The organism is Streptomyces axinellae, from assembly GCF_039532135.1.
Lineage (GTDB): Bacteria > Actinomycetota > Actinomycetes > Streptomycetales > Streptomycetaceae > Streptomyces > Streptomyces axinellae.
In genome coordinates, this window is record NZ_BAAARJ010000002.1 from 395,725 (window position 1) to 409,380 (window position 13,656).

A 13,656-nucleotide genomic window follows, 5' to 3' on the forward strand; every position below is an offset into this window, starting at 1 on the left:
TTTCCGGCCCCCACCCCTCACCGGCCCTCCGCCGCCCCCCTGTCGGCGCCGCCCGGACAGCCGCGGCGCAGGAGGGATCTGGTGGGGAGGGCGGCGACGGCGTAGGACGCCTTGTCGGAGACCTCGCCGAGCACACTGAGCGCGCGGGCGACAGCGCCGGTGTCGGCGCCCCGTTCCCGGCGGACCGATATCTCGCGGTCACAGGCAGAGGTGACGTGCCCCGTCAGCGTGGGGCGCGGCAGGGTGACATTCTGCTCGACGGTGAGCGAGGGCAGCAGGTTGAACGCCGGGAAGACGAAGCCGAGGCGGCTGCGTCGCGGCGCGGTCAGCTGGTTCTCGCTGAGGGCGGTGATCTCGGTGCCGCCCAGGTGGACGGTGCCCGAGCTGGGGCGGTCGAGGCCGGCGGCGCGCTGGAGGAAGGTGGTCTTGCCCGAGCCGGAGGGGCCCATGACGGCGGTGAAAGTGCCCCGCGGCAGGGCTAGACCGGTGCCGCACAGGGCGTGCACACTCCGCCCCTGGGGTCACGGCACGCAGCTCCACCGCGCCGCGCGCCCCCCTCCCCCGGGCGTACGCCTCTTCGTGCGCCGAGGGCTTCGGGCGCCTCGGGCGCTTGCCCATGCTGGTCTCCGTCCCTGGTGATCCACCGCTCCGACCTCTCGAACGTACGGTTCAGGGGTGGCCGGGGACCATGGCGGTTGCCACCGGATCCAGGGTGGGGAAAACCCCCGTATCCAGGCTCCGGCCAGCCTGAGTGGCGGGCCTGAGCAGCGGGCCGGAGCGGCGGTGGTGCGGGGCATGGCTCAGGCGCGGCAGAGCAGCAGCAGCGCGCGGTCGTCGTTGACGTCACGCGCGACGGACTCGATCAGGTGCCAGGCCGCGCCGTGGAAGCTGGAGGCGACATAGCGGTCGGCCTCGCCGGTGAGGCGGTCGATGCCCTCGGTCAGGTCGCGGTCGGCCGTCTCGACGAGGCCGTCGGTGAACAGCATCAGCACATCGCCGTGGCGCAGCGTCCCCTTGGCGGGCTCGAACTCCGCACCGTCGTACACACCCAGCAGCGGGCCCTCGCCGGCCTTCTCCTCCCACTTGCCGGATCCGGCGTTGAGCTGCATCGCGGGCACGTGCCCCGCGGAGAGGAGTTCGTAGTCCCCGCTGGTGAGGTCGAGCACGAGGTGGACGGAGGTGGCGAAGCCCTCCTCCCAGGACTGGCGCAGCAGATAGCCGTTGGCCGCGGGCAGGAAGTCGTGCGGGGGCAGCGAGCCGAGCAGTCCGCCGAAGGCACCGGAGAGCAGCAGTGCGCGGGAGGCGGCGTCCATGCCCTTGCCGGAGACGTCGGTGAGGACGACCTCCAGGGTCCGGCCTCCCGGTCCGGTGCGTGCCGCGACGACGAAGTCTCCGGAGAAGGACTGCCCTCCGGCGGGCCGCAGCGCCATTTCGCGGTGCCATCCGGCGGGCAGTTTGGGCAGCTTGCTCTGGACCCGGATGCGTTCGCGCAGGTCGAAGAGCATGGTCCCGCCGCGCCGCCAGGGCACTCCCACCCGGCTGCGGAACTGGGCGACCAGCAGCCCGGAGAGCCCGGCAGCCGCGACGACCAGGATGGTGCCGGGGGTGACGCGACCAGCGCCGTCGGCGAACTCCGTCGCGGTCGTGAGGAGCAGCGATTCGACCATGAGCGCGAGCGCTGCCGTGGCGTAGAGCGCGAGGAGGCTGGCGGGCCGCAGCAGCAGCCCGCCGGCGATGATCGGCAGCACCAGCGCCTCCGGTGCGCACCACAGGGGCATCAGGATGGTGGCGCAGGTGAGGGCGGGGACGGTGAGGATCAGCCCGGCCAGGGCCACCCAGTCCGAGGCGCCGCCTCTGAAGTAGTCCACGGCGGACTTGCGCAGGGTCGTCCGGACCCGGTGCAGCGCCTTGTGCGCCTGGTGCGACCGGGCCGTCGAGGGTGAGAGTCCCGCGCGGCGTTCCGCCATGCTCAGGGAGCCTAGCCACCCGCTCTGCGGCCCGTCGATTCCCGGTGCGTCCCCGGCCCCCACCCGTCCGTGCAGACGCACGTGCACCTGCGCGCACATGACCGCAAAAACGTTCGCATCCACGCGAACTGCCTGGTAGGCATGGCTGTATGACAACTGAGCCGCAGGTTCTCCAGGCTTCGGAATGGGACGCCTGGTATGACATTTTGGTGAGCGCGTTCGGGAGCGAGGAGTCTTCCGAGGAGCGGGAGCTGTTCCGTTCGCTGACCGAGACGGAGCGTTCACTCGGGGTCTGGGACGAGGGCCGGCCGGTGGGCACGGCGGGGGCGTTCTCCTTCCGGATGGCCGTCCCGGGCGGCGCCGTGGTCCCCACCGCGGGCGTGACGATGGTGAGTGTGGCCCCCACGCACCGGCGCCGGGGCGTGCTGCGTTCTTTGATGCGGCGCCAGTTGGACGACCTGCACGCCGCCGGCGAGGAGCCGCTGGCGGTCCTGACGGCGTCCGAACCGGCGATCTACGGACGGTTCGGGTACGGTCTGGCGGCCCGCGCGCTGGAGGCCACCATCGACAGCAGCCGGGTCTCGCTGCAACTGCCGCCCGGACTGGAGGCGGAGGCCGCCGGGCTGCGGCTGCGCCAGTCGAACGACCCCTCCTCGTTGCAGAGCGAGTGCGAGGCCGTCTACGCGCGCTGTGTGGCCGCACGGCCGGGGATGCTGGAGCGGCGGCCCGGCTGGGAGCGGCAGCCGCTGCTGGATCCGGAGAGCGGCCGGGAGGGCGCCTCACCGCTGCGCTGTGTGGTGGCGCTGCGGGGCGAGGAGCCGGTGGGGTACGCGCGCTACGCGGTCAAGCCGCGCTGGTCCGACTACGACGCCGCCGACGGCGATGTGCTGCTGCGGGAGCTGAACGCGGTGGATCCGGCGGCGCACGCGGCGCTGTGGCGTTTCTTGTTCGGGATCGACCTGACCACGTCCATCGAGGCCGGGGGGCGCCCGCTCGACGACCCGTGGCTGCACTGGGTGAGCGACCCGCGCAGGTGTGCCCCCCGGTGGACGGACACGCTGTACCTGCGTCCCGTGGAGGTGGGTGCCGCGCTGGCCGCGCGTGCGTACGCGCACCCCGTGGATGTGGTCCTTGAGGTCGAGGACACCTTCTGCCCCTGGAACACGGGGCGCTGGCGGCTCTCCGGCGACGAGAAGGGCGCGGTGTGCGCGCCGACCCGGGACGCGGCCGATCTGGCGCTGTCCGTACGGGAGTTGGGTGCGGCGTATCTGGGCGGCACGTCGCTGGCGGCGCTGGCGCGCTCCGGGCTGGTGACGGAGGCGCGGCCGGATTCGGGGGCGCTGCGGGAGGCGGCGAGGGCGTTCTTCGGGGAGACGGCGCCCTGGCTGCCGCACGGGTTCTGAGCGGGCCGGTGCCTCGGGGGCCCGTGTGGCGCCGGAGGCACCGGGTCGGCGCTGCCGGCGGCGGGTCACCCGCCGTGTCCAGGCGCGTCTCCAGGTGATCAGCGGCGCTGGCAGCCCGGGCACCAGAAGAGGTTGCGCGCGGCGAGTTCGGCGCTGCTGACGGGGCTGCCGCAGATCAGGCAGGGCTGTCCGGCACGGCGGTAGACGTAGACCTCGCCGCCGTGGTCGTCCACGCGCGGGGCGCGGCCCATGGCCTCGGGGGTGTGCTCGGCGCGCACGGTGTCGATGCGGTTGTTGCGCACCCCCTCGTTCATCAGCGCGACCAGATCCGACCAGATCGCGTCCCATTCCGAGCGCTGGAGTTCGCGGCCTGGCCGGTACGGGTCGATGCCGTGCCGGAAGAGGACTTCGGCCCGGTAGACGTTGCCGACGCCGGAGACGACTTTCTGGTCCATGAGCAGCGCGGCGACGCTGGTACGGCTGCGGGAGACGCGGGCCCAGGCGGCCTCGGGGTCGGAGGCCGGGCGCAGCGGGTCGGGCCCGAGGCGGTCGTCTATGGCCCGCTTCTCGGGCTCGGCCAGCAGTTCACAGCGGGTGGGCCCGCGCAGGTCGGCGTAGTGCAGCGGCTCCCCGGACAGTCCGGCGGGCCGGGTGGCGAGCCGCAGCCGCACCTGTCCGACGGGCGGCGGCGGGGTGCCCTCGCCGAAGCGGAAGGTGCCGTACAGGCCCAGGTGCACATGGACCCAGCCGAGCGGGCCGAAGCCGAGGAAGAGGTGCTTGCCGTGCGCCTCGGTGGCCGTCAGCTCCGCGCCGTGGACCAGCGCGGAGCCGTCGGCGAACTTGCCCTGCGGGCTGGCGGCGTCCAGGGGGCGCCCGGCGAAACGGTCGGCGCAGTCACGGGCGAGCCGGTGGATGGTGTGTCCCTCGGGCACGCGGTCCCTCTCAGCGCTGCGGGTGGTGTGCCGGGATGGGCGGCAGTTCGCGGGTGTCCTCGTAATCGGCGAGCATCCGGATGCGGCGCTGGTGGCGCTCCCCCTCGGAGAAGGGCGTGTTCAAGAAGGTCTCCACGAAGCGCACCGCCTCCTCGGTGGTGTGCATCCGCGCGCCGACGCTGACGAGGTTGGCGTCGTTGTGCTCGCGGGCGAGCGCGGCGGTCTCCTCGCTCCACGCCAGGGCGCAGCGGGCCCCGGCGACCTTGTTGGCCGCCATCTGCTCGCCGTTTCCGGAGCCGCCGATGACGACGCCGAGGGAGCCGCTGTCGGCCACGGTGCGCTCGGCGGCGCGCAGGCAGAAGGGTGGGTAGTCGTCGTCCGCGTCGTAGAGGTGCGGGCCGCAGTCGACGGGCTCGTGGCCCGCCGATTCCAGCCACGCGACGAGGTGGTTCTTCAGTTCGTAACCGGCATGATCGGAGCCGAGGTACACGCGCATGCCCCAGAGTCTGACATCCCTGGTGACGGGGGCGGCGCCCAGGGCTTCGGGACGGTGCCACCGGACGATGGGACCACTGGGCGATGTCACCGACAACAATCCGGATTCGGCTCTTCCATAGGGGGCAGGAGCAGCTCTTGGATGTGAACGACCGTTAAACCGTACGTTTCCAAGAATCCACTAGGAGCCGGGCCATGAGTTCCCAGACCAGCAAGCGCCGGCCGGGCGCGCCGCAAGGCAGCGGCGCACCCGGGGGCGACGGGCTCCAGGCGGGCCTCAAGAACCGCCACCTGTCCATGATCGCCATCGGGGGTGTGATCGGCGCCGGCCTCTTCGTCGGCTCCAAGGCGGGTATCGCCGACGCCGGGCCCGGCATTCTGCTGTCCTACGCGCTGGCCGGGCTACTGGTCGTCCTGGTGATGCGGATGCTCGGGGAGATGGCGGCGGCCGACCCGACCTCCGGCTCGTTCTCGACCTACGCCGACCGGGCGCTCGGCCGCTGGGCCGGGTTCTCCATCGGCTGGCTGTACTGGTTCTTCTGGGCCGTGGTGCTCGCCGTGGAGGCGACCGCCGCCGCCGTCATCCTGGAGAGCTGGGTCCCGGCGATCCCGCAGTGGGGCTGGGCGCTGCTGGTGATGCTGGTGCTGACCGGCACCAACTTGATCTCCGTCGGCTCCTACGGGGAGTTCGAGTTCTGGTTCGCCGGGATCAAGGTCGTCGCGATCATCGCCTTCATCGTCGTCGGCCTCCTCGCGGTGGCCGGACTGCCGCCCGCCGACCACACGGTGGGCATGGACAACCTGACCGGCCAGGGCGGCTTCCTGCCCCACGGGCCCGGCGCGATCTTGTCCGGGATGCTGCTGGTGGTCTTCTCCTTCATGGGCAGCGAGATCGTCACGCTGGCCGCCGCCGAGTCGCCCAACCCCGTCACCGCCGTCCGCAAGGCCGTCAACAGCGTGATCTGGCGGATCGGGCTGTTCTACATCGGCTCGATGTTCGTGATCGTCACGCTGATGCCGTGGAACTCGAAGGCCGTCGCCACCGACGGTCCCTATGTCGCGGTGCTCAACTCGCTGGACATCCCGTACGCGGGCACCGTCATGGACATCGTGGTGCTCACCGCCGTGCTCTCCTGCCTGAACTCGGGCCTCTACACCGCCTCCCGGATGGCCTTCTCGCTGGGGGAGCGCGGCGACGCCCCGGCCTCCTTCGGACGCACCAACGCGCGGGGCGTGCCGACGGCCGCGATCTGGTGTTCGGTGGCCTTCGGGTTCGTGGCCGTCTTCTTCAACTACATCGCCAAAGACACGGTGTTCGAGTTCCTGCTCAACTCCTCGGGCGCCGTGGCCCTGTTCGTCTGGCTGGTCATCTGCGCCTCGCAGCTGCGGATGCGGCGCCGGATCGAGCGCGAGGCACCGGAGCGGCTGACGGTGAAGATGTGGCTGTACCCGTATCTGACGTGGGCGACGATCGGCCTGATCGTGTTCGTGATCGGCTACATGTTCACCGACTCCGACGGGCGCATCCAGATGCTCCTGTCGCTCGCCGTCGCCGCGCTCGTGCTGGCCACCTCGCTGATCAAGGACCGCGTACGGCGCCGTGGGGCGGACGACTCCGGGCGGGAGGCCAAGACGGAGGCGGAGTCGAAGCCGGAAGCACCGGAAACAGAGCCCAAGGCGGAGGCCAAGACGGAGCCCGGAGCGGCGGCGCCGGTCCCGGCACCCGCCGACCCGGCGGATCCCGCGCATCCCGTGGACGCCGCCTCCTCCTGACGCCCGTGGACGCCGGTCCCTCCCGACGGGAGCGGCGGAGCGGAACGGCGGGAACGACGGAGGGGCCCGGCGCCGGTGCGGGCGCCGGGCCCCTCCGCTGATCCGGGGGCCGCTGGTCCGGGGGCCGCTGGGACTCAGCCCTTGCGGCCCGCCAGCTTCCAGGCGGTCGGGAGCGCGCCCATCGCCAGCAGGGCCTTGAGGGCGTCGCCGACCAGGAACGGCACCAGGCCGGCGGCGATCGCCTCGCCGGCCGACATGCCGGTGGACAGCGCCAGATACGGGACGCCGACGGCGTAGATCAGCGCGAGGCCGACGGCCATCGTCCCCGCCGTGCGCAGCGCTCCCCGGTCGCCGCCCCGCCGGGCGAGGCTCCCCACGGCGACGGAGGCCAGCATCATGCCGAACACGTAGCCGAGCGAGGGGATCCCTACGCCCGAGGACGCCTCGGCGAACCACGGCATGCCCGCCATTCCGACGAGCGCGTAGAGGGCCAGCGCGAGGAAGCCGCGCCCGGCGCCGAGTCCCGCACCGACCAGCAGCGCGGCGAAGGTCTGACCGGTGACCGGCACGGGCGAGCCGGGAACCGGCAGCGCTATCTGGGCTGCCACCCCGGTCAGCGCGGCGCCGCCGACGACCAGCGCGGCATCCCGTACGCGGGCGCGTGCGGCGCTGGAAGCGGGCAGCAGATCCGCGAGCACTGCTCCGGGGCGTGTCACAGCGGCGGAAGTGAGGGCACTCATCTGGGCATCTCCGTCTGGTCCGGCGGGCTTCTCTCGTGCCGTTCGACGCTAGCCGAATCCGGCCGTGCGCCGAGCGTGAGGGGGCGTGAGCTTGGCGACAGTGCGCGCCGGGCGGCGGGCAGTCACGGGGCGGGGGCTGCGGGAAAAAAGGGGGTGTCCGTATGCCGTCGCGCCGCGCACGATTATTGAAGTACCCGGGCGCGCGCCCGAAACTGAAGAGAACACAACAAGAACAACAAGACCAGCAAGAACAGCAATCGCTCTGTCCCCGTCCAAGACCTCACACACCAGGAACGGCCACTGATGACGCGCAGCACCGAGACGTCCGACGCGCCACCCCCGTCACCCAGCGACTCCGACCCCGCCCAGCGCTCCCTCGGGCACGGGCTCAAGCAGCGCCACCTGTCCATGATCGCGCTGGGCGGCGTCATCGGCGCCGGCCTCTTCGTCGGTTCGGGCGCGGGCATCGCCGCCGCCGGGCCCTCGATCGTCCTCGCCTACGCGGCATCCGGTGCGCTGGTGATGCTCGTGATGCGGATGCTGGGCGAGATGTCGGCGGCGCGCCCGGCCTCCGGCTCCTTCTCCGTGCACGCCGAGCGGGCCCTGGGTCCTTGGGCGGGTTTCACGGCGGGCTGGATCTACTGGACGCTGCTGTGTGTGGCCATCGCCACGGAGGCGACCGCGGCGGCGCAGATCATGACCGGCTGGCTGCCGGGGACCGCGCAGTGGATGTGGGTCGCGCTGTTCATGGTCATCTTCTGCGGCACCAACCTGGCGGCGGTGCGCAACTTCGGTGAGTACGAGTTCTGGTTCGCCCTGCTGAAGGTGCTGGCGATCTCCGCGTTCCTGATCCTGGGCATACTCGCGATAGCCGGGGCCCTGCCGGGCACCCACTCGCCGGGCGCCGGGAACCTGACGGGCACCGGCGGCTTCTTCCCCACCGGGGCCGACGGGCTGATCGTGGGCCTGCTCGCCTCCGTGTTCGCCTTCGGCGGGCTGGAGACGGTGACGATCGCGGCGGCCGAGTCGGAAAAGCCGGTCTCCGGTGTGGCCAAGGCCGTGCGGACGGCGGTGTGGCGGATCGCGGTCTTCTACGTCGGCTCGATGCTGGTGATCGTCGCCCTGATCCCCTGGAACGACAAGTCGGTGCTGACCGGCCCCTACGCGGCCGTCCTGGACCACCTCGGCATCCCGGCGGCAGCGCAGGTCATGAACGTGGTCGTGCTGGTGGCCCTGCTCTCGGCCATGAACGCGAACATCTACGGGGCCTCGCGGATGTCCTACTCTCTCGTCGAGCGCGGCGAGGGCCCGGCCTTCCTCAACCGGCTGAGCAGGCAGGGTGTTCCGCTCTTCGCCGTGATCGCCTCGTCCTTCTTCGGGTTCGTCGCCGTGCTGTTCAACTTCTTCTGGAAGGAGACGGTCTTCCAGTGGCTGCTGAACATGGTCGGCGCCGCGACGCTCGTGGTGTGGGGGTTCATCGCGGTCTCGCAGTACCTCACCCGCAAACAGCTGGAGCGTGAGGCGCCGGAGAAGCTGGTGGTGCGCATGTGGCTGTTCCCCGGGCTCACGATCGTGTCGCTGCTGGGGATCGCGGCGATCTTGCTGCTGATGCTGCGCGAGGGCGACACCCGCACCCAGCTCGGGTTCACGGCGGGGCTGACCGTCGTACTCGCGCTGGTCGGCTACATACGCCAGCGGACGCGGCCCCGCGCACCGATCCCCGAGGACGCGACGGCGCCCGCCGGGCCGACGGCCTGACGCTCCCTCAAGGCTGCGTCATCTGCGTCCTCTGCGTCCTCCGAATCCTCTGGGGCCTCTGGGGCCCGGGACTTCGGACCGATGGGGCCTAGGACTTCGGACCGACTGACCTGCGAGAGCACCGAGCGGAGTGGTCCCCTGAGAAGGGGGCCGCTCCGCTCTTTCACGCCCTGTTGCTGCTAGCTTCTTGTTGCAAGTAATGTGCATTAGCGAGTGGAGGGCGAGCACATGTCCACGTACACCTTGCCGGAGCTGCCGTACGACTACTCCTCCCTGGAGCCGGTCATCAGCGGCGAGATCATCGAGCTGCACCACGACAAGCACCACGCCGCGTATGTGAAGGGGGCCAACGACACCCTCGAACAGCTGGCCGAGGCCCGCGACAAGGACCAGTGGGGGTCCGTCAACGGGCTGGAGAAGAACCTCGCCTTCCACCTGTCCGGGCACATCCTGCACACCATCTACTGGCAGAACATGACCGGCGACGGCGGCGGCGAACCGCTGGAGAAGGACGGCACCGGCGAGCTGGCGGACGCCATCGCCGAGTCCTTCGGCAGCTTCGCGAAGTTCAAGGCCCAGATGTCCAAGGCGTCGGCCACCACCCAGGGGTCGGGCTGGGGTGTACTGGCCTACGAGCCGGTCACCGGACGGCTGATCGTCGAGCAGGTCTACGACCACCAGGGCAACGTCGGCCAGGGCTCGGTCCCGATCCTCGTCTTCGACGCCTGGGAGCACGCCTTCTACCTCCAGTACCGCAACCAGAAGGTGGACTTCGTCGAGGCGATGTGGCGGGTCGTCAACTGGCAGGACGTTGCCGCCCGGTACACCTCCGCGAAGAAGCGCGCCAACAACCTGCTGCTCGCGCCGTAACCGGAGCGGCCCCCGCCGCACCTCGGTACGCGGCCACCGCGCTTCCGTCCTCGTGATCGTCTTCTCAACCTTCGCGGGCGGACGGGAGAAAGAGCGGAGGGCCCCTCGTCCGGACGGGACGGACAAGGGGCCCTCCGCTCACCACGGCCCGCGGCCGTCGCACGTGCGGCAGGCGGGCGCGACGGCGGCGACAGCCGCTAGTCGAAGACCGGGCCCACGTCGCGGGTGCGCTTGATCTCGAAGAAGCCGGGGGTCGAGGCCACCATCAAGGTGCCGTCCCACAGCCTGGCCGCCGCCTCGCCCTTGGGGGCCGGGGTGACCACCGGGCCGAAGAAAGCGATGCGCTCGCCGTCCGCGCCGGGCACCGCGATCACCGGAGTGCCCACCTCCTGGCCCACCAAGTTGATGCCCTCCTCGTGGGAGGCGCGCACGCCCTCGTCGTACTCGTCGCTCTCGGCGGCCTCGGCGAGCGAGGCGGGCAGCCCCGCCTCCTCCAGCGCCTCCGCGAACAGTTCGGGGCCGAACTGGCGGCCCTGCGGGTGCGCGCGGGTGCCCAGCGCGGTGTAGAGCTTGCCGAGCACCTCGTTGCCGTACTTCTGTTCGGCGGCGATGCAGACGCGGACCGGGCCCCAGGACCGCTTCATCTTCTCGGCGTAGTCCTCGGACAGCTTGTCGAGCTTGTTCTCGTTGAGTACGGCCAGGCTCATCACGTGCCAGTGGACCTCCACCGGCCGTACCTTCTCCACCTCCAGCATCCAGCGCGAGGTCACCCAGGCCCAGGGGCATCGGGGGTCGAACCAGAAGTCGGCGCGCGTCTTCTCCGGCATACGTTCTCCTCGGCAGTGCGGTGTGCCTGAAACATGCGGGGGGCATCGGCTGTGGGGCGATGCCGCCGACCGCGGACAACGTACGCGCACCGGGACGCATTCCCCGTGTGGCGCCGGCGGGGCGCATGCGATGCTGACCGAAGTCGTTCACGAGACGGCCGCGAGACGGACGGAAGAAGAGGGAGCAGCGACGTGCCCGGAGAGAACCTGACCCGTGACGAGGCCCGGCAGCGGGCCGGACTGCTGACCGTCCACGGGTACGAGGTCGCGCTGGACCTGCGCTCGGCCATCGCGCCACCACCGGCCGAGGGGCCGCGCACCTTCCGCTCGACGACGACCATCCGCTTCGCGTGCGCCGAGGAGGGGGCCGACTCGTTCGCCGATCTGATCGCGCCGCACGTCCACTCCGTCACCTTGAACGGCGAGCAGCTGCGGGTCGAAGAGGTCTTCGACGGCGCCCGGATCGCCCTGACCGGCCTGCGCGCCGCCAACGAACTGACCATCGACGCGCAGTGCGCCTACAGCCGCACCGGCGAGGGCCTGCACCACTTCCTCGACCCCGAGGACGGCGAGGTCTACCTCTACACGCAGTACGAACCGGCCGACGCCCGCCGCGTCTTCGCCAACTTCGAGCAGCCCGACCTCAAGGCGCCCTACGACGTCACCGTGACCGCGCCCGCGAGCTGGACCGTGCTCAGCAACGGCGTCCAGGAAGGGGAGCCCGCCCCGCTGGACGACGGCGCGTCCGCGCTGTGGCGCTTCGCGCGCACCCGCCCCCTCTCCACCTACATCACCGCCGTCGTGGCCGGCCCGTACCACTACGTCGCCGACACCTACCGCCGTACGTTCGAGGACGGGAGCGAACTGGAGGTTCCGCTCGGCGCGCTGTGCCGCAAGGGCCTGGCACCGCACTTCGACCCGGAGGACATCTTCACCGTCACCAAACAGGGCCTGGACTTCTTCCACGACCACTTCGACTACCCGTACCCCTTCGGGAAGTACGACCAGGCGTTCGTGCCCGAGTACAACATCGGCGCCATGGAGAACCCCGGCTGTGTCACCTTCCGGGAGGAGTTCGTCTTCCGCGGCAAGGTCACCCAGGCGTCCTACGAGGGCCGGGCCAACGTCATCCTGCACGAGATGGCCCACATGTGGTTCGGCGACCTGGTCACCATGGAGTGGTGGGACGACCTGTGGCTCAAGGAGTCCTTCGCCGACTTCATGGGCGCCTTCGCACTGGTGGGCGCCACCCGCTTCACCAACGGCTGGATCACCTTCGCCAACCGCCGCAAATCCTGGGCCTACCGCGCCGACCAGCTCCCCTCCACCCACCCCGTCACCGCCGACATCGGGGACCTTGAGGACGCCAAGCTCAACTTCGACGGCATCACCTACGCCAAGGGCGCCTCCGTCCTCAAACAGCTGGTCGCCTACGTCGGCCAGGACGCCTTCCTGGAGGGCGCCCGCCGCTACTTCAAGCGCCACGCGTGGGGCAACACACGCCTGAAGGACCTGCTGTCGGTGCTGGCGGAGACCTCCGGCCGCGACATGGCCGGCTGGTCCGAGGCATGGCTGCAGACCGCCGGGGTCAACACCCTGACCCCGCAGCTCACCTACGACGCGGCCGGCAAGATCACCGAGCTGGCGGTCCTCCAGGAAGCCCCGGAATCCCACCCGGTGCTGCGCCCGCACCGCGTGGCCGTCGGCCTCTACCGGTGTGACCCGGCCCGGGGCCGCCTGGAGCGGTACGCCCGCGCCGAGGCCGACGTCGCCGGGGCACGCACCGCCGTGCCCGAACTGGCGGGCGCCGAGCGGCCAGACCTGGTGCTCGTCAACGACGAGGACCTGACCTACTGCAAGATCCGCTTCGACGAGGTGTCCCTGGAGACCCTGCGCGGCCACCTCGGCGAGCTGACCGACCCCCTGGCCCGCGCCGTGTGCTGGTCGGCGCTGTGGAACCTCACCCGGGACGGGCTGATGCCCGCACGGGACTTCATCGGCCTGGTACTGCGCTTCGCCGGCCAGGAGACGGAAATCGGCGTCCTCCAGATGCTGCACAGCCAGACGAAGCTCGCCCTCGACATGTACACAGCGTCCGACTGGCGCGCCGAGGGCGCACGGCTGCTCGCCGAGGGCGCCGTCACCCGGCTCAGGAACGCCGAACCCGGCAGCGGCCACCAGCTCGCCTGGGCCCGCTTCCTGTCCTCGGTGGCCGACGCGGCCACCGCCGAGCAGGAACTGCGCCTGCTGGAGGGCCTGCTGGCCGGCAGCGCGCGCATCGACGGGCTGGACGTCGATCAGGAACTGCGCTGGACCTTCCTCGAAGCGCTGGCCGCGGCCGGGGCCGCGGACGAGGGCGTGATCAACGCGGAGCTGGCACGCGACGACACCGCCTCCGGCAAGCGGCACCAGGTGCGGTGCCTGGCCGCGCGGCCCTCGCAGGCGGTCAAGGCGCAGGCGTGGGTGTCGGTCATCGAGTCCGACCGGCTGTCCAACGCGCTGGTCGAGGCCACGATCTCCGGCTTCGACCAGCCGGGCCAGGCGGAGCTGACGGCCCCGTACGCGCCCCGGTACTTCGAGATGCTGGAGTCCGTGTGGGCCTCGCGGTCCATCGAGATCGCGATGGCCATCGTCCGGGGGCTCTTCCCCGCCTCCCAGCGGGACCAGGCCACGCTGGACGCCGCCGACGCGTGGCTGGCCGCGCATCCTCATGCGGCGGGTGCCTTGCGGCGGCTGGTCGCCGAGTCGCGGGACGATCTCGCGCGGGCGGTGGCCGCGCAGTTGGTGGACCGCGCGGCCTGAGTCGCGGGATTCGGGGCGCCGTATGTGTTGAGGTGTACGGTCGCCTGCGGGAGCGTTGTGGTGCCTCGCGCCGTTCCCCGCGCCCCTTT

10 protein-coding genes and 1 pseudogene are annotated in these 13,656 nt (G+C 71.3%); 5 read left to right on the top strand and 6 right to left on the bottom strand.

All coding sequences use genetic code 11. The features are described 5' to 3' along the window. Positions 1 to 107: 107 nt before the first annotated feature. Both ABD339_RS04115 and ABD339_RS04120 read right to left on the bottom strand, forming a co-directional pair. A pseudogene (locus ABD339_RS04115) lies at positions 108 to 509 on the bottom strand (ATP-binding cassette domain-containing protein); the annotation flags it as partial. Positions 510 to 800: 291 nt separating this feature from the next. After that, positions 801 to 1,967: a SpoIIE family protein phosphatase gene (locus tag ABD339_RS04120; protein WP_344562161.1), complete on the bottom strand. Its 1,167-nt coding sequence runs from the start codon at positions 1,965 to 1,967 to the stop codon at positions 801 to 803. A 149-nt stretch (positions 1,968 to 2,116) separates the two neighbouring features. Here ABD339_RS04120 and ABD339_RS04125 point away from each other — a divergent pair, with 149 nt between their 5' ends. Continuing rightward, a complete protein-coding gene (locus ABD339_RS04125; protein ID WP_344562163.1) occupies positions 2,117 to 3,370 on the top strand; it encodes a GNAT family N-acetyltransferase in 1,254 nt (417 codons plus the stop codon). Positions 3,371 to 3,468: 98 nt separating this feature from the next. On the opposite strand, the gene ABD339_RS04130 is transcribed toward ABD339_RS04125, so the two are convergent. Both ABD339_RS04130 and ABD339_RS04135 read right to left on the bottom strand, forming a co-directional pair. After that, the gene (locus tag ABD339_RS04130; protein ID WP_344562165.1) at positions 3,469 to 4,302 is read right to left on the bottom strand and encodes an Fpg/Nei family DNA glycosylase; all 834 of its coding nucleotides are present in this window, start codon (positions 4,300 to 4,302) and stop codon (positions 3,469 to 3,471) included. 10 nt (positions 4,303 to 4,312) lie between these two features. Continuing rightward, positions 4,313 to 4,798, bottom strand: a complete 486-nt coding sequence (locus ABD339_RS04135; RefSeq protein WP_344562167.1) for a ribose-5-phosphate isomerase — start codon at positions 4,796 to 4,798, stop codon at positions 4,313 to 4,315. A gap of 194 nt (positions 4,799 to 4,992) precedes the next feature. On the opposite strand from ABD339_RS04135, the gene ABD339_RS04140 reads away from it, so the two are divergent. Next, positions 4,993 to 6,570, top strand: coding sequence for an amino acid permease (locus ABD339_RS04140; RefSeq protein WP_344562169.1), 1,578 nt, complete (start codon positions 4,993 to 4,995; stop codon positions 6,568 to 6,570). Positions 6,571 to 6,704: 134 nt separating this feature from the next. Here the strand turns inward: ABD339_RS04140 and ABD339_RS04145 are convergent, their stop codons facing one another. Continuing rightward, positions 6,705 to 7,310 carry a biotin transporter BioY gene (locus tag ABD339_RS04145; RefSeq protein ID WP_344562170.1) on the bottom strand — a complete coding sequence of 202 codons (606 nt, stop codon included), beginning with the start codon at positions 7,308 to 7,310 and terminating at the stop codon, positions 6,705 to 6,707. A 303-nt stretch (positions 7,311 to 7,613) separates the two neighbouring features. Between ABD339_RS04145 and ABD339_RS04150 the strand changes: the two genes are divergently transcribed. Together ABD339_RS04150 and ABD339_RS04155 are read left to right on the top strand one after the other, a co-directional pair. Then, the gene (locus ABD339_RS04150) at positions 7,614 to 9,068 is read left to right on the top strand and encodes an amino acid permease (RefSeq protein ID WP_344562171.1); all 1,455 of its coding nucleotides are present in this window, start codon (positions 7,614 to 7,616) and stop codon (positions 9,066 to 9,068) included. 228 nt (positions 9,069 to 9,296) lie between these two features. Then, positions 9,297 to 9,938 carry a superoxide dismutase gene (locus ABD339_RS04155; RefSeq protein ID WP_344562173.1) on the top strand — a complete coding sequence of 214 codons (642 nt, stop codon included), beginning with the start codon at positions 9,297 to 9,299 and terminating at the stop codon, positions 9,936 to 9,938. Positions 9,939 to 10,135: 197 nt separating this feature from the next. Here the strand turns inward: ABD339_RS04155 and ABD339_RS04160 are convergent, their stop codons facing one another. Next, entirely contained in the window at positions 10,136 to 10,765 is a 630-nt protein-coding gene (locus ABD339_RS04160; protein WP_344562175.1) for a DsbA family oxidoreductase, read from the bottom strand. 192 nt (positions 10,766 to 10,957) lie between these two features. Here ABD339_RS04160 and pepN point away from each other — a divergent pair, with 192 nt between their 5' ends. Further along, a complete protein-coding gene (gene pepN / locus ABD339_RS04165) occupies positions 10,958 to 13,567 on the top strand; it encodes an aminopeptidase N (RefSeq protein WP_344562177.1) in 2,610 nt (869 codons plus the stop codon). Positions 13,568 to 13,656: the final 89 nt, after the last annotated feature.